The following is a 15,778-nucleotide window of genomic DNA, read 5'->3' on the forward strand; positions in this document are numbered from 1 at the left end:
ACATATCTGGCGTTGACTTTTGGCACGCTGTTGAGTTCTCAAGGAACGGACGCTTCCTTCAAGCCGCTCTCGCAAGCTCTCCGGGCGCTTCGTTCATTCTTTCGTGTTTCGAGCTTAGCAGATGATTTCCGCTCCGTTTTCCGGAGTTTCGTTTATCTGATTTGCTTTGGCCTTTCGGCGCTCCCGAACTCTAGCAGAGTTTCTCGGGGCTGCTTTTCCTTCTCAGAATTACATTCGGAGGAGGGGCAACCCGGAGAACATTACGCTCCGGGTTGCCCCACGTCAAACCGAGGGTCGGGCAGAGGATCAGACCTCGACGACGACCGGCAGGATCATCGGCCGGCGACGGTAGTTGTCCGCCACCCACTTGCCGATGGTGCGGCGCACCAGCTGCTGGACCTGGCGCACCTCCAGCACGCCGTCGTTGGCGGAGCGCGCGAGCGCCTCCTCCAGTTTGGCGACGACCGGGCCGAATGAGTTGTCGTCGATGCCGGAGCCACGGGCCTGGATGGTCGGGCCGCCGACCATCTTGCCGCTGTTGGAGTCGACCACGACGAAGACGGAGATGAAGCCCTCCTCGCCCAGGATGCGGCGGTCCTTCAGCGAGGCCTCGGTGACGTCGCCGACCGACGAGCCGTCGACGTAGACGTACCCGGCCTGGACCTTGCCGACGATCTTCGCGACGCCGTTCTCCAGGTCGACGACCACGCCGTCCTCGGCGATGACCGTGCGGTTCTTCGGGACACCGGTCTTGATGCCGAGGTCCGCGCAGGCCCGCAGGTGGCGCCACTCGCCGTGCACCGGCATGAGGTTGCGCGGCTTGCAGATGTTGAAGAAGTAGAGCAGCTCGCCCGCCGAGGCGTGCCCCGAGACGTGCACCTTGGCGTTGCCCTTGTGGACGACGTTGGCGCCCCAGCGGGTCAGGCCGTTGATGACGCGGTAGATCGCGGTCTCGTTGCCCGGGATCAGCGAGGACGCCATGATCACGGTGTCGCCCTCGACGATCCGGATCTGGTGGTCGCGGTTGGCCATCCGCGACAGTGCCGCCATCGGCTCACCCTGGGAGCCGGTGCAGACCAGCACGACCTCCTTGTCCGGGAGGTCGTCCAGCGTCTTCACGTCGACGATCAGGTTCCCCGGCACCTTGAGGTAGCCGAGGTCACGGGCGATGCCCATGTTGCGGACCATCGAGCGCCCGACGAAGGCGACCTTGCGCTTGTGCTCGTGCGCGGCGTCCAGCACCTGCTGGATGCGGTGCACGTGGCTGGCGAAGGAGGCGACGATGATGCGCTTGTCCGCGCTGGAGAAGACGTTGCGCAGCGCGGCCGAGATGTCCCGCTCGTGCGGGATGAAGCCGGGGACCTCGGCGTTGGTGGAGTCCACCAGCAGCAGGTCCATGCCCTCTTCGGCCAGCTTCGCGAAGGCGGGCAGGTCGGTGAGGCGGCCGTCCAGCGGGAGCTGGTCCATCTTGAAGTCGCCGGTGCAGACGACCATGCCGGCCGGGGTGCGGATGGCGACGGCCAGCGCGTCCGGGATGGAGTGGTTGACCGCGATGAACTCGCAGTCGAAGGGGCCGATGCGCTCGCGCTCGCCCTCCTTGACCTCGAGCACGTACGGGCGGATCCGGTGCTCGGCGAGCTTGGCCTCGATCAGCGCCAGGGTCAGCTTGGAGCCGATCAGCGGGATGTCCGGGTTCTCGCGGAGCAGGAACGGGACGGCGCCGATGTGGTCCTCGTGGCCGTGGGTCAGGACGATGCCGTCGATCTTGTCGAGGCGGTCCCGGATGGACGAGAAGTCCGGCAGGATCAGGTCGATGCCGGGCTGCTCCGCCTCGGGGAAGAGGACGCCGCAGTCGACGATGAGCAGCCGGCCGGCGTGCTCGAAGACCGTCATGTTGCGGCCGATCTCACCGAGGCCGCCGAGCGGAGTGATCCGGAGGGCGCCCTCCTTGAGTGCGGGCGGCGTGCCGAGTTCGGGATGCGGGTGGCTCAAAAGACTCTCCTCACGACGCACGCCATATGCCCGGGGGTCCTCCCCTGGAGACATATGGCGTGCGTGCTTCCGTTGGTTTCCTACTTACTAGGTCTCTCGCGCCTTCGTTCCGGTCCAGCGGCAGACCCGGGAGGGTCCGGCGAGCCGGGGCGCGCACGTCTTCGTCTGTTAGAGGTGTACCCCGCCTGCGGCGAGATCCTCCCTCAATTGTGCGATCTCATCCGCCGTGGCGGAGACCAGCGGCAGCCGCACCGGCCCCGCCGGGCGGCCCTGCAGGTTCAGTGCGGCCTTGCTCAGGATGACACCCTGGGTGCGGAACATCCCGGTGAACAGCGGCAGCAGGCTCTGGTGGATCGCGGCGGCCTTCGCGACGTCACCGGCGAGATACGCGTCGATCATGGCGCGCAGCTCGGCGGAGGCGACGTGACCCACCACGCTCACCGTACCGACCGCTCCGACCGACAGCAGCGGCAGGTTCAGGATGTCGTCGCCGGAGTACCAGGCGAGCCCGCTGCGCGCGATGGCCCAGGCGGCCGCGCCGAGGTCGCCCTTGGCGTCCTTGTTCGCGACGATCCGGGGGTGCTCGCCGAGCCGCACGAGGGTCTCGTGGCTCAGGGCGACACCGCTGCGGCCCGGGATGTCGTAGAGCATCACGGGGAGATCGGCGGCGTCCGCGATCTTCACGGTGTGCTGGTACAGCCCCTCCTGCGGGGGCTTGCTGTAGTACGGCGTGACGACGAGGAGGCCGTGCGCACCGGCGGCCTCGGCCTGCCGGGCGAGCTCGACGCTGTGGTGCGTGTCGTTGGTGCCGACGCCCGAGATGACGTGGGCCCTGTCCCCTACGGCCTCGACCACGGCGCGGACCAGCTGGGCCTTCTCGGCGTCGCTGGTGGTCGGGGATTCGCCGGTGGTGCCGTTGAGCACCAGTCCGTCGTTGCCGGAGTCCACGAGGTGGGTGGCAAGGCGCTGGGCGCCGTCGAGGTCGAGTCCGCCGTCGGCGGTGAACGGGGTCACCATCGCGGTCAGGACCCGGCCGAAGGGCGTCTGGGGGGTGGAGGTCGGAGCCATGCGTCCAAAACTACTCGTAGGCGGCTGGTGGGTACCCAGGCCGGTCCAGGGTTCGGACAGGTGGGCGGCGTACGGAGCCGGCCGGACATGGGATTCCGGTGCTGCTTGCTCGGGGGTTCAAGCAGCACCGGAAACCTGGTCCTGAGACTAGGGAGCGGCTGTTGAAGCCGCAATCCAGACATGCCAGGCAACCCGCCCATATGCCTGTCGGCCCAGGTCAGGGGGCGACGCGGCCGTGCGCGTTGAAGGCCGCATGGGTGAGCGGCATGAGCTCTGCCCAGGCCGCCTCCATCTGCTCGGCGACCATCTCGATCTCGCGCTGCGGGAAGGACGGGACGGTGGCCCGCTCGTCCTTGGTGCGCAGCGAGAGGAAGTGCATCAGCGAGCGGGCGTTGCAGGTGGCGTACATCGAGGAGAACAGCCCGACGGGCAGCACGGCGCGCGCCACCTCGCGGGCGACGCCGGCGGCCAGCATCTCCTGGTACGCCTCGTAGGAGGCCCGGTAGGAGGCTTCCATCGCCGCCGAGACGACCTTGGCCTGGTCGGCCGTGCCGTCCACGAACTCGTAGCGGCCGGGACGGCCCTGCTGGACGAGCTTGCGCTCCTCGCCCGGGACGTAGAAGACCGGCTGCAGCTCGCGGTAGCGGCCGGACTCCTCGTTGTAGGACCAGCCGCTGCGGTGCCGGTGGAACTCGCGGAAGACGAAGATCGGCGCGGTGATGAAGAAGGTCATCGAGTTGTGCTCGAAGGGCGTGCCGTGGCGGTCCCGCATCAGGTAGTTGATCAGGCCCTTGGACTTCTCCGGGTCCTGCTGGAGAGCCTCCAGGGACTGCTCCCCGGCCGTCGAGACCCGGGCTGCCCAGATGACGTCCGAGTCGGCCGCGGCGCTGCGGACCAGCTCCACGCCGACGTCGCTACGGAACTGCGGGGCAGGGGCCTGCGGGGCCGAACCCGCTTCGTCGCTCACGCGAGGATCCTCCAGAGGTAAGGCATTGTGACGGGCGACAGCCTAGCCCGCGAGTGCGGCCGCACCCGTCGTGGCGTGCAGCTTGATCGCGTGCTGCATGGTCTTGCGGGCGCGCGGGACGTCGCCCGCGTCGGCGTACGCCACGGCGAGGCGGAACCAGACCCGCCAGTCCCCCGGCGTGGCCTCGGCCTCGACCTGGCGGCGGGCGAAGACCGCGTCGGCGGAGGCGCGGTCGATCCGGCCGCCGGAGGTGCGCTCGAGCTCGTCCACCGGGAGGCCGCCCTCGGCCTCCAGCTCGCGGGAGAGCTGCTCGCTGGCGCGGCCGAAGCGGATGGTCTGGCGCAGGAACCAGACGCCGATGGGCGGGATGACGAAGGCGCAGATGCCGATGCCGATGCCCAGCGGCTTGCCGGTGGCGAGCAGTTGGACGCCCTCGCCGACGCAGATCAGCGAGACCAGCAGCAGGACGCCGGAGAGGATGAAGAAACCGGTTCGAGAGGTCATCCGAAGCTCACAGGTCCAGGAAGTGTTCGAGACCGAGGGTCAGGCCGGGCCGGGAGACGATCTTGCGCACGCCGAGCAGGATGCCCGGCATGAACGAGCTGTGGTGCAGCGAGTCATGACGGATCGTCAAGGTCTCGCCGGTGTCGCCGAGCAGGATCTCCTGGTGCGCGAGCAGGCCGCGCAGCCGGACCGAGTGGACCGGTACGCCGTCCACGTCCGCGCCGCGCGCGCCGGGCAGCCCGTGGGTGGTCGGGTCGGACTGCCGGGGCAGGCCGGCCGCGTCCCGGGCGGCGGCGATCAGCTGGGCGGTGCGGGTGGCGGTGCCGGAGGGGGCGTCGGCCTTGTTGTCGTGGTGCAGCTCGACGACCTCGACGGTCTCGAAGTACCGGGCCGCCTGCTGGGCGAACTGCATCGACAGCACCGCTCCGATGGAGAAGTTCGGCGCGATCAGCACGCCGACCTCGGCGGCAGCCAACCAGCCTTCCAGCGTGGCCAGCCGCTCGTCCGTCCACCCCGTGGTGCCGGTGACCACGTGGATGCCGTTGTGGACGCAGTAGTCGAGGTTCCCCATCACCGAGTCCGGGTGGGTCAGCTCGACGGCGACCTGGACACCGGCCTCGGTCAGGGTCTCCAGCTTGTCGGAGCGGCCCAGGGTGGCGACCAGTTCGAGATCCGGGGCGGCCTCGACGGCCTTGACCGCCTCAGAGCCGATCCGGCCGGTCGCGCCGATCACGGCAACGCGCAGCGTCATGGGAAGTGTCCTCTCAGACCAGGAGGTCGGCGAGCTTGGCGGCCCGCTTGTCGTTGATCGGCCCGATCAGCGCGAGCGACGGGCGGTGTGCGCCCAGCACATCACGTGCGACGGCCTGGACGTCGTCCAGGGTGACGGAGGCGATCTTCTCCAGCATGTCGTCGACCGACAGGTGGTGGCCGTAGCAGAGCTCGGCCTTGCCGATCCGGTTCATCAGCGAGCCGGTGTCCTCCATGCCGAGCACGGTCGAGCCGGAGATCTGCCCGATCGCGCGGGTCAGCTCCTCCTCGGTGATGCCGCCCTCGACCACCTTGGCGAGCTCCTCGCGGCAGATCTTGAGGACCTCCTCGACCCGCTTGGGCTGGCAGCCCGCGTAGATGCCGAACAGGCCGCTGTCCGCGTACGAGGAGGAGTACGAGTAGACCGAGTACGCCAGCCCGCGCTTCTCCCGGATCTCCTGGAAGAGCCGCGAGCTCATGCCGCCGCCGAGCGCCGCGTTGAGCACGCCCATCGCCCAGCGGCGCTCGTCGTGCCGGGGCACGCCGGGGACGCCGAGGACCAGGTGAGCCTGCTCGGTCGAGCGGTTGAGCACCTCGACCTTGCCGGCCGTACGCAGCGCCTTGACGCCCTGGCGGACGTCGGCCGGGTGGCCGGTGGACTTGGCCAGCACGCCCGCGAAGGCCCGCTCGACCATCCGTACGACCTTGGCGTGGTCGAGGTTGCCCGCCGCCGCGACGACCAGCTGCTCGGGCTTGTAGCGGCGCTTGAAGAAGCCGGCGATCTGGTCCCGGGTCAGGCCCTTGACCGTCTCCTGGGTGCCCAGGATCGGGCGGCCGAGCGGCGATTCGCCGTAGATGACCTTGGCGAAGAGGTCGTGCACCACGTCGCCCGGGTCGTCCTCGGCCATCGCCATCTCCTCGAGGATGACGCCGCGCTCGGCCTCCACGTCCTCGGGGCGGATCAGCGAGCCGGTGAGCATGTCGCAGACCACGTCGATGGCGAGCGGCAGGTCGGTGTCGAGCACCCGCGCGTAGTAGCAGGTGTTCTCCTTCGCGGTGAAGGCGTTCATCTCGCCGCCGACCGCGTCCAGGGCCGCCGAGATGTCCAGCGCGCTGCGCCGCTCGGTGCCCTTGAAGAGCAGGTGCTCCAGGTAGTGGGTGGCGCCGTTCAGAACCGGGGTCTCGTCCCGGGAACCAACGCCGACCCAGATGCCGAAGGTCGCCGAGCGGACCGTGGGAAGGGTCTCGGTGACGACCCGCAGGCCGCCGGGGAGGACGGTTCGGCGTACGGTGCCGGCGCCGTCGACGCCCTTGAGCAGGGTCCGGGTGGTGCCGGGACGCTGCTGTGCTGCCGAGACCTGAGCCACGGGGGGACCTCCATGAACATGAAACTGGGAAGACAACAGGGTGCGGCCCGCACGCTCCGGGAGGGAGCGTGCGGGCCGCGAGAGAGCTAGAGACGCGTCACTCGGACGCGGCCTCGCCGGCCTCTTCGCCCTCGACGACCGGGATCAGCGAGAGCTTGCCGCGCGGGTCGATCTCAGCGATCTCGACCTGCACCTTGGCGCCGACGGCGAGCACGTCCTCGACGTTCTCCACGCGCTTGCCACCGGCGAGCTTGCGGATCTGCGAGATGTGCAGCAGGCCGTCCTTGCCCGGCATGAGCGAAACGAACGCGCCGAACGTCGTGGTCTTCACCACGGTGCCCAGGTAGCGCTCCCCGACCTCCGGCATGGTCGGGTTGGCGATCTGGTTGATCGTCGTACGGGCAGCCTCCGCCGAGGGACCGTCGATGGCACCGATGTAGATGGTGCCGTCGTCCTCGATGGTGATGTCCGCGCCGGTGTCCTCCTGGATCTGGTTGATCATCTTGCCCTTCGGGCCGATGACCTCGCCGATCTTGTCCACCGGGATCTTGATGGTGATGATGCGCGGCGCGTTCGGCGACATCTCGTCGGGCGCGTCGATGGCCTCGTTCATCACATCGAGGATGTGCAGACGAGCGTCCTTGGCCTGCTTGAGCGCGGCGGCCAGGACGGAGGCCGGGATGCCGTTCAGCTTGGTGTCCAGCTGCAGGGCGGTGATGAAGTTGCGGGTACCGGCGACCTTGAAGTCCATGTCGCCGAACGCGTCCTCGGCGCCCAGGATGTCGGTCAGCGCGACGTAGTGCGTCTCACCGTCGATCTCCTGCGAGATCAGGCCCATGGCGATACCGGCGACGGCGGCCTTCAGCGGCACACCGGCGTTCAGCAGCGACATGGTCGAGGCGCAGACCGAGCCCATCGACGTCGAGCCGTTGGAGCTCAGCGCCTCGGAGACCTGGCGGATCGCGTAGGGGAACTCCTCGCGGGTCGGCAGCACGGGCAGGATCGCCCGCTCGGCCAGCGCGCCGTGGCCGATCTCGCGGCGCTTGGGCGAACCCACGCGGCCGGTCTCGCCGACCGAGTACGGCGGGAAGTTGTAGTTGTGCATGTAGCGGCGACGCGTCTCCGGGGAGAGCGTGTCGAGCTGCTGCTCCATGCGGAGCATGTTGAGGGTGGTGACGCCCAGGATCTGGGTCTCGCCACGCTCGAACAGGGCCGAACCGTGCACGCGCGGGATGGCCTCGACCTCGGCGGCCAGCGTACGGATGTCCGTGACGCCACGGCCGTCGATGCGGACCTTGTCCTTGATGACGCGCTCGCGGACGATCTTCTTGGTCAGCGCGTTGTACGCGGCGCTGATCTCCTTCTCGCGGCCCTCGAACTCCGGCAGGAGCTTCTCGGCGGCGATCGCCTTGACGCGGTCGATCTCCGCGTTGCGCTCCTGCTTGCCGGCGATGGTGAGCGCCTGGGCCAGCTCGTCCTTGACCGCGTTGGTCAGGGCGGCCAGCACGTCGTCCTGGTAGTCCAGGAAGACCGGGAACTCGCCGGTCGGCTTCGCGGCCTGGGCGGCGAGCTTGGACTGCGCGGCGCAGAGCACCTTGATGAACGGCTTCGCGGCGTCCAGACCGGCGGCGACGACGTCCTCGGTCGGCGCCTCGGCACCGTCCTCGACCAGCTTGATGGTCTTCGCGGTGGCCTCGGCCTCGACCATCATGATCGCGACGTCACCGTCGGCCAGGGTGCGACCGGCGACGACCATGTCGAAGACGGCGTCCTCCAGCTCGCTGTGGGTCGGGAACGCGACCCACTGACCCTTGATCAGCGCGACGCGGACGCCGCCGATCGGGCCGGAGAACGGCAGGCCGGCCAGCTGGGTGGACGCCGAGGCGGCGTTGATGGCCACCACGTCGTACAGGTGGTCGGGGTTGAGCGCCATGATCGTGCAGACGACCTGGACCTCGTTGCGCAGGCCCTTGACGAAGGACGGGCGCAGCGGGCGGTCGATCAGGCGGCAGGTGAGGATCGCGTCCTCGGAGGGCCGGCCCTCACGACGGAAGAACGAGCCGGGGATGCGGCCCGCAGCGTACATGCGCTCCTCGACGTCGACCGTCAGCGGGAAGAAGTCGAAGTGCTCCTTCGGCTGCTTGGACGCGCTGGTCGCGGACAGCACCATGGTGTCGTCGTCGAGGTAGGCCACGGCCGAGCCGGCGGCCTGACGGGCCAGCCGGCCGGTCTCGAAACGGATGGTACGGGTACCGAAGCTGCCATTGTCGATGACGGCCTCGGCGTAGAACACGTTCTCTTCCACCTGGAAGTTCTCCTCTTTCGTGCGTTTCCCGAGGAGCGCCCCTGCGCTTGCCCACCTGCGGCCCGGGCACATCTTGGGCCGGTCTTCGATCGAAGCCTCCGGGTCGTCCGCTTGACTGGGACTCCCGACGGCCACTACCGAGGACCGGCGCCTCTCGGCGGCCAGGTCGGCGGTCGCGTGTGGACGCTCCTCCGGACGCGGGCGGCTTCCGTTTGAAGCCAGCGGCCCGCTGGGTGATGTCGTGCTGCCTCGGTTACGTCCGCATCGTGCGGACGCCATGACCGGGCATGCCCCTCACCTTACAAATTCACACCCTACAGACGCTGCCATTGCCACGCGTGTGGAATGTGTCTGTGCGGATGCCCGCAGATGTCCGTACGGATACCCCTACGGATGTCCGTTCGGATGTCGGTGCGGATGCGACGAAGGGCGGCTCCCCGGGAAGGGGAGCCGCCCCCACGCGGCGGTCTTAGCGGGCGCCACCGGCGGCACCGCGACGGATGCCCAGGCGCTCGACGAGCGTACGGAAGCGCTCGATGTCCTTGGCGGCCAAGTACTTCAGCATCCGGCGACGCTGGCCGACGAGGATCAGCAGGCCACGACGGCTGTGGTGGTCGTGCTTGTGGAAGCGCAGGTGCTCGGTCAGGTCCGAGATGCGGCGGGACAGCATGGCGACCTGGACCTCGGGGGAGCCGGTGTCGCCCTCCTTCTGGCCGAACTCGGCGAAGATCTGCTTCTTGACAGCGGCGTCGAGAGCCACGGCAACTCCTTCAGAGATGATCCGAGCGATCCTGGTCTACGGCACAGGATCTGAGATGACTCGGTGTCGTACCTCGAGCGCGGTCGTCCGCGGCATCGGAACCGGGGCTCCGGGGCAGGACACGGCTGCGCTCAATGGCCAAGCGTACCAGTGCCCGCCGGCCTCCCCCGAAGCGGGGCGGCCGGCGGGCACCTGGACGACGACGGCGGGGATCAGCCGGTGCCGGTCGCACCCCGGACGAGCCCGTAGACGTCGAGCACCGCGAGCGCCAGCGGGACGAGCGAGATCAGCATGACCCCGTCGACGGTGTCCAGGATCCGGCCCCAGAACGGGGAGACGCCCAGCCGGGGAACGACCAGCGCGACGGCGGTCAGGATGACCGCGCCGAGCGCGATGGACGCGGCCAGCCAGATGGTGCGGATGTCGGTCGAGGTGGAGCTCGCCGCCTTCAGGATGTACATCGGCGTGTGCAGCGAGAGGCCCAGGATCAGCAGGCTCAGGCCGGCCAGGCCCGCGATGATCAGACTGAAGATCTGCGCGGTGTAGCGGAACAGCCGGGCGCGCAGCATGGTCGAGACGCCGAGGGACAGCGCCAGCAGCTCACCCCACATCTGGTCACTGAAGCCCAGCACGGTGCAGGCGCCGACGATGGTGGCGGAGCAGCCGCCGACCAGGCCGATCAGCACCTCGTGGCCCCGGCGGGCCTGGTGCGCGATCCGCTCGTACTGGACGGCCTCGGCGCGGCTGGCCTCCTCGCTGTAGCTGGTACCCCGGGTGCGGGTCTGGCCGGGGGCGCTGAAGCCGACGGGCAGCCGGGCGAAGCGGGCCGAGAGCGCGGGGAGGAAGCCGATCACCGAGACGCCGGCCACGCCGGTGACGGCGGCGATGTGGGTCGCGGGGGTGCCCGGGAGCAGTACGGCGGCGAAGGTGGCCAGGGTGCCGGCCGAGGCGAGGAAGGAGGCCGCGACGAACGGCGAGTCCTTCTCCGGGAGCAGGCCGACCAGCAGGATCGCGACCACCAGCACGGTCACGCTGCCGACCAGGAACTGCAGTCGGCCGGGCCCGCCGCCGGCGGTGGCGACCGGCAGGATGCCGGAGCCGGCGATCAGCGCGTGCGGCAGTGCGCCGAGGCCCAGCGCCAGCGCGGCGTCGTGGTCCCCGTAGACCCGGGCGCGGACGGCGGCGAAGGTGACGAGCGTGATCGCGGTGACGCCCGAGACGATGCCCGGCAGGCTGTGCATGTCGTGCCGCAGGTCGGAGAACCAGAGCGCGAAGCCGAGCAGCGTGAGCAGCACACCGGAGCCGATCAGGCCGAAGGCCCGCATCAACTCGGGGCTCCAGAAGCGGCGGTCGGTGTCCACCGCGCTGGCGATGGCGTCGGCCACGTCGTCGTAGACGGCGGGCGGCAGCGACTCGGCGAACGGGCGCAGGCTGAGCAGATCACCGTCTCGGACCTGCTGCGCGGAGAGCGGCAGGCCGCTGTCCAGCACGGTGCCGTCGCGGCGGACCAGGTGGAAGCCGGTCGGCGCACCGTCCACCTGGGTCTGCCCGGACAGCCGGAGCACCTCGGGGTAGACGTCCGCGAGCGGAACGTCCTCCGGAAGTGCGACATCGATCCGGCTGTCCGGTGCCACGACGGTGACCCGGCAGAATCCGGTCGTTGCGTTTGCGCTCACCGGCGCTTCCCCCTCGTTGACTGTGTTTGTTAGTCAGCTAGCGCGTTTTTGGCCGGTCCGGAACTGTCACGATCCGACCAAGACTTGGCGCGGCGTTACCCTACCGCGCACGCTTCGCCAGCAGGCAACCGGGCAACCGGAACAGGGACACGGGGAACTGCGCGAAGCGGCAGGTGCGGCACCGTCACTTCCGGTTTCGCGCAGTTCCCCGCGCCCCTGATGTGACTGACGGTCAGCTGTTCGGCGAAGCCAACCACGCCCCCGTGCTCGAACAGTCCGGGCAGACCAGTAGGATCTGCCCCTGCGCAAGGCGTACGGGGGCGGGTTAGCGCAGCCCCCGAGGACGCCTGCGGTCGGCGGAGCGGGGGCGGCGTCATCAAACACGGGGCGCCCTCACCCGTACGTATCCAGTTGCGTGAGGGCTGATGCCGTTGTGAGCGTGGTAACCGTCAAGCGTCCGGCCCGGGCATATCCGCCCGCGGTGCCGGACGAGCCGGTGGAGCTGGTACCTCCGCCCGAGCTGCCGCGTACGGGCAGCGAGGACTGGATGATGTCCCTGCTGCCGCTGCTCGGCATGGGTGGCTCGGCGGCGTTCTTCTTCTCCCCCGGTGCTCAGGGGCCGATGAAGATGATGGGCGTCCTGATGGTCGCCTCCACCGCCGGCATGGCGGTGGCTCAGATCGTCAAGGCCCGTAAGGGCGGCAACGCCGGGACCTCGGACGAGCGCCGGGACTACCTGAAGTACCTGCAGCAGATGCGGCGTCAGGTCCGGCGGACGGCCGAGCGCCAGCGTGGCGCGCAGCTCTTCCTGCACCCCGAGCCGGACCAGCTCTGGTCGATCGTGGCGGAGGGGCGCCGGCTCTGGGAGCGCAGGCCGAGCGATCCGGACTTCGGACAGATCAGGCTGGGGCGCGGGCCGCAGCAGCTGTCCACCCCGCTCGTGGCGCCGCAGACCGCGCCGATGGACGAGCTGGAGCCGCTGGCCGCCGAGGCGATGAAGAACTTCCTCACCTCGCACGGCACCCTGCAGGACCTGCCGCTGGCGGTCTCGCTGCGCGCCTTCTACCACATCACGGTGTGCGGCGACCCGGACACCGTGTACGGCAACGTCCGGGCGATGATCGCCCAGTTGGCGACGCTGCACTCGCCCGACGACCTGATGGTCGCGGTGGCCGCCGCGCCCGGCGCGGTGGACGAGTGGGAGTGGGCCAAGTGGCTGCCGCACACCCAGCACCGCAAGGAGAACGACGGCGCCGGCTCGCGCCGCCTGATCGCCACCGGCCTGGGTGAGTTGGAGTTCCTGCTCCAGAACGAGCTGGCCGGCCGCAAGGGCTTCGCCCGGGACGCCGTCCCCTCCCCCGACCAGCCGCACATCATCGTCGTCATGGACGGCGCCGCCGTGCCGCCCGACTCGATGCTGGCCGGCGCCGAGGGCGTCGAGGGCGTCACCATCATCGAGGTCGTCCCCGGCGACCTGGACGAGCCCAGCGGGCACCTGATCGTCACCGTCACGCCGGACGAGCTGCTGCTGGAGTCCGCCTCCGGTGCCTCGTACTCGGGCAAGCCGGACGTGCTGTCCTCCTGGCAGTCCGAGGCGCTGGCCCGCCAGCTCGCGCCGTTCCGCGCCTCGGTCGGCGGGGACGACGGCGACCCGTCGCTGATCTCGATGGACTTCACCGAGATGATGAGCACCGGCGACCCCGGTGCCTTCGACCCCGCCCGGCACTGGCGGCCCAAGCCCATCCGCGAGAAGCTCCGGGTCCCGCTCGGCGTCGGCACCAACGGTGAGTACGTCTGGCTGGACCTCAAGGAAGCCTCGCTGGAGGGCATGGGCCCGCACGGCATGTGCGTCGGCGCCACCGGCTCCGGTAAGTCCGAGGTGCTGCGCACCATCGTGCTGGCCCTGGCCGTCACGCACTCCTCCGAGGTGCTCAACCTCGTCCTCGCCGACTTCAAGGGTGGCGCGACCTTCGCCGGTATGGCGGAGATGCCCCACACCGCGGCCGTGATCACCAACCTGGAGGGTGAGGCCACCCTCATCGACCGGATGCGTGACTCGATCGAGGGCGAGATGAACCGCCGTCAGGAGCTGCTGCGCTCGGCGGGCAACTACGCCAACATCAACGAGTACGAGCGGGCCCGCACGGCCGGCGCCGCGCTGGACCCGCTGCCCTCGCTGCTGATGATCATCGATGAGTTCTCCGAACTGCTCACCGCCAAGCCGGACTTCATCGACCTGTTCATCCAGATCGGCCGGATCGGCCGTTCGCTGGGTATGCACATGCTGCTCGCCTCGCAGCGACTGGAGGAGGGCAAGCTCCGCGGCCTGGACACCTTCCTCTCCTACCGGCTGGGTCTGCGTACCTTCTCGGCCGCCGAGTCGCGGGCCGCGATCGGTGTGCCGGACGCCTACCACCTGCCGCCGATGCCGGGTGTCGGGTACCTGAAGTTCGGCTCCGACGTGATGGAGCGGTTCCGCGCCGCGTACGTCTCCGGTGCCTACCGTCCGCCGGGCCAGGTGGTGGTCAGCGGCGGCCGGACGGTCACCGCTCAGCCGGTGCTGTTCACGGCGGCCGAGGTCGAGGCCGTGGAGCCGGTGGTCGAGGAGATCGTGGAGGTCGCCGAGGAGATCGACGACTCCCTGCTCGACACCATGCTCGACACCTTCGTCGGCCGGATGATCGGCCAGGGCCCGCCCGCCCACCAGGTCTGGCTGCCGCCGCTGGACGCGGCGCCCAGCATCGACCAGTTGGTGCCGCCGCTGCAGGTCACCGCCGAGCGCGGTCTCACCTCGCCCGAATTCGGCGCGCTCGGCCGGCTCGTGGTGCCGGTCGGCATCGTCGACAAGCCGCGTGACCAGCGCCGCGACGTGCTCTACCAGGACTACGCGGGTTCGGCCGGTCACGGTCTCATCGTGGGTGGTCCGCGCTCCGGCAAGTCGACGCTGGTGCGCACGATGGTGGCGGGCTTCGCCGTCACCCACACCCCGGCCGAGGTCCAGTTCTACATGCTGGACTTCGGTGGCGGTGGCTTCCAGAGCCTGCAGGGCCTGCCGCACGTCGGCGGGGTCGCCGGGCGTCTGGACGTCGACCGGGTGCGCCGCACGATCAGCGAGGTCCAGGGTGTCCTGAACCGTCGCGAGGAGTTGTTCCGGGCGACCGGCATCGACACCATCGCCACCTACCGGACCAAGCGGGCGGCCGGCCAGCTGCCGGACGAGCAGTTCGGCGACGTCTTCCTGATCATCGACGGTTGGCTGACGTTCAAGCAGGACTTCGAGATGCTCGAACCGGCGATCGGCGACATCGCCCAGCGCGGTCTCGGCTACGGCGTGCACGTCATCCTGACGGCCGCCCGCTACGCCGAGGTCCGGCCGGCCATGAAGGACCTGCTGCTGAACCGCACCGAGCTGCGGCTCGGTGACGCGATGGAGTCCGAGATCGACCGCAAGGTCGCGCAGAACGTCCCGGCCGGCCAGCCCGGCCGAGGGCTTACGGCGGCCAAGCTGCACTTCCTCTCCGGTCTGCCCCGGCTCGACGGCTCCTCGGAGATCGAGGACATGCAGGACGGCGTGGCCGACCTCGTCCAGCAGGTCGACGCCGCCTGGACGGGCCCGCGCGCGCCGCAGGTCCGGATGCTGCCCGCAGTGCTCGACGGCAACTCGCTGCCCAAGGGCTTCGAGCACCCCGAGCGCGGTATCGCCTTCGGTGTGGACGAGGTCGAACTCGCGCCGATCTACCTCAACTTCGAGACCGACCCGCTGTTCATCGTCTTCGGTGGCAGCGAGTCGGGTAAGTCCGCGATGCTCCGGATGATCATCAAGCAGATCACCGAGCGGTACACCTCGGACCAGGCCGGCATCGTGATCGGTGACTTCCGCCGCTCGCTGCTGGGCACCGTCCCGCCGGAGTACCTGGTCGAGTACGCGGCGGCGGCACCCGCCATGTCCTCGATCGTCGAGATGCTCCGGGGCGCCTGCTCCCGTCGTCTGCCGGGCCCGGACGTCACGCCGCAGCAGCTGCGCGACCGCAGCTGGTACACCGGCAAGGACATGTTCGTCATCGTCGACGACTACGAGCTGGTCGCCACCCAGTCCGGCAACCCGCTCGCGCCGCTGGCCGAGTTCCTGCCGTTCGCCCGTGACATCGGCCTGCGCGTGATCATCGCCCGCAGCGCCGGTGGCGCCGGCCGTTCGCTCTTCGAGCCGATCATGCAGCGGATGCGGGAGCTCGGCGGTCAGGGTCTGATGCTCTCCGGCGACAAGAACGAGGGGGCGCTGCTCGGCACCGTCAAGCCGCAGGCGCTGCCGCCGGGCCGAGGCGTGTTCGTCTCGCGCAAGATCGCCAGCGGTCAGATGGTCCAGACGGGCTGGCTGCCGCCGCAGTAAAC

Annotated in this window: 10 protein-coding genes; 1 reads left to right on the plus strand and 9 read right to left on the minus strand. The window is 69.5% G+C overall.

What is annotated here, in order from left to right; translation table 11 throughout:
- Nucleotides 1-306 precede the first annotated feature (306 nt).
- The 9 genes from P3T29_RS26485 to eccD all read right to left on the minus strand — a co-directional run bounded on the left by P3T29_RS26485 (nucleotide 307) and on the right by eccD (nucleotide 11,389).
- Complete coding sequence (locus P3T29_RS26485; protein WP_280719157.1) at nucleotides 307-1,992, minus strand: ribonuclease J; 1,686 nt, start codon at nucleotides 1,990-1,992, stop codon at nucleotides 307-309.
- Between the two features lie 168 nt (nucleotides 1,993-2,160).
- On the minus strand, nucleotides 2,161-3,060 hold the full coding sequence (gene dapA, locus P3T29_RS26490) for a 4-hydroxy-tetrahydrodipicolinate synthase (RefSeq protein ID WP_280719158.1): 900 nt from the start codon (nucleotides 3,058-3,060) through the stop codon (nucleotides 2,161-2,163).
- 217 nt (nucleotides 3,061-3,277) lie between these two features.
- Complete coding sequence (gene thyX / locus P3T29_RS26495) at nucleotides 3,278-4,027, minus strand: FAD-dependent thymidylate synthase (protein ID WP_280719159.1); 750 nt, start codon at nucleotides 4,025-4,027, stop codon at nucleotides 3,278-3,280.
- A gap of 42 nt (nucleotides 4,028-4,069) precedes the next feature.
- Nucleotides 4,070-4,531 (minus strand): tetratricopeptide repeat protein, encoded by a 462-nt coding sequence (locus P3T29_RS26500; RefSeq protein ID WP_280719160.1) that lies wholly within the window; start codon nucleotides 4,529-4,531, stop codon nucleotides 4,070-4,072.
- A gap of 7 nt (nucleotides 4,532-4,538) precedes the next feature.
- Nucleotides 4,539-5,282, minus strand: coding sequence for a 4-hydroxy-tetrahydrodipicolinate reductase (gene dapB, locus P3T29_RS26505; protein ID WP_280719161.1), 744 nt, complete (start codon nucleotides 5,280-5,282; stop codon nucleotides 4,539-4,541).
- Nucleotides 5,283-5,295: 13 nt separating this feature from the next.
- Nucleotides 5,296-6,648, minus strand: coding sequence for a pitrilysin family protein (locus P3T29_RS26510; protein ID WP_280719162.1), 1,353 nt, complete (start codon nucleotides 6,646-6,648; stop codon nucleotides 5,296-5,298).
- Between the two features lie 97 nt (nucleotides 6,649-6,745).
- Nucleotides 6,746-8,953 (minus strand): polyribonucleotide nucleotidyltransferase, encoded by a 2,208-nt coding sequence (locus tag P3T29_RS26515; protein ID WP_280719163.1) that lies wholly within the window; start codon nucleotides 8,951-8,953, stop codon nucleotides 6,746-6,748.
- Between the two features lie 469 nt (nucleotides 8,954-9,422).
- Complete coding sequence (gene rpsO / locus P3T29_RS26520; RefSeq protein ID WP_280719164.1) at nucleotides 9,423-9,713, minus strand: 30S ribosomal protein S15; 291 nt, start codon at nucleotides 9,711-9,713, stop codon at nucleotides 9,423-9,425.
- A gap of 212 nt (nucleotides 9,714-9,925) precedes the next feature.
- The gene (eccD, locus tag P3T29_RS26525; RefSeq protein WP_280719165.1) at nucleotides 9,926-11,389 is read right to left on the minus strand and encodes a type VII secretion integral membrane protein EccD; all 1,464 of its coding nucleotides are present in this window, start codon (nucleotides 11,387-11,389) and stop codon (nucleotides 9,926-9,928) included.
- A 433-nt stretch (nucleotides 11,390-11,822) separates the two neighbouring features.
- Here eccD and eccCa point away from each other — a divergent pair, with 433 nt between their 5' ends.
- Nucleotides 11,823-15,776 (plus strand): type VII secretion protein EccCa, encoded by a 3,954-nt coding sequence (gene eccCa, locus P3T29_RS26530; RefSeq protein WP_280719166.1) that lies wholly within the window; start codon nucleotides 11,823-11,825, stop codon nucleotides 15,774-15,776.
- Nucleotides 15,777-15,778 lie beyond the last annotated feature (2 nt).

The organism is Kitasatospora sp. MAP5-34 (genome assembly GCF_029894335.1).
GTDB lineage: Bacteria > Actinomycetota > Actinomycetes > Streptomycetales > Streptomycetaceae > Kitasatospora.

Coding starts and splice junctions, on each gene's coding strand:
- dapA (WP_280719158.1), bottom strand. CDS start 3,060: ATGGCTCCGACCTCCACCCCCCAGACGCCCTTCGGCCGGGTCCTGACC.
- P3T29_RS26500 (WP_280719160.1), bottom strand. CDS start 4,531: ATGACCTCTCGAACCGGTTTCTTCATCCTCTCCGGCGTCCTGCTGCTG.
- dapB (WP_280719161.1), bottom strand. CDS start 5,282: ATGACGCTGCGCGTTGCCGTGATCGGCGCGACCGGCCGGATCGGCTCT.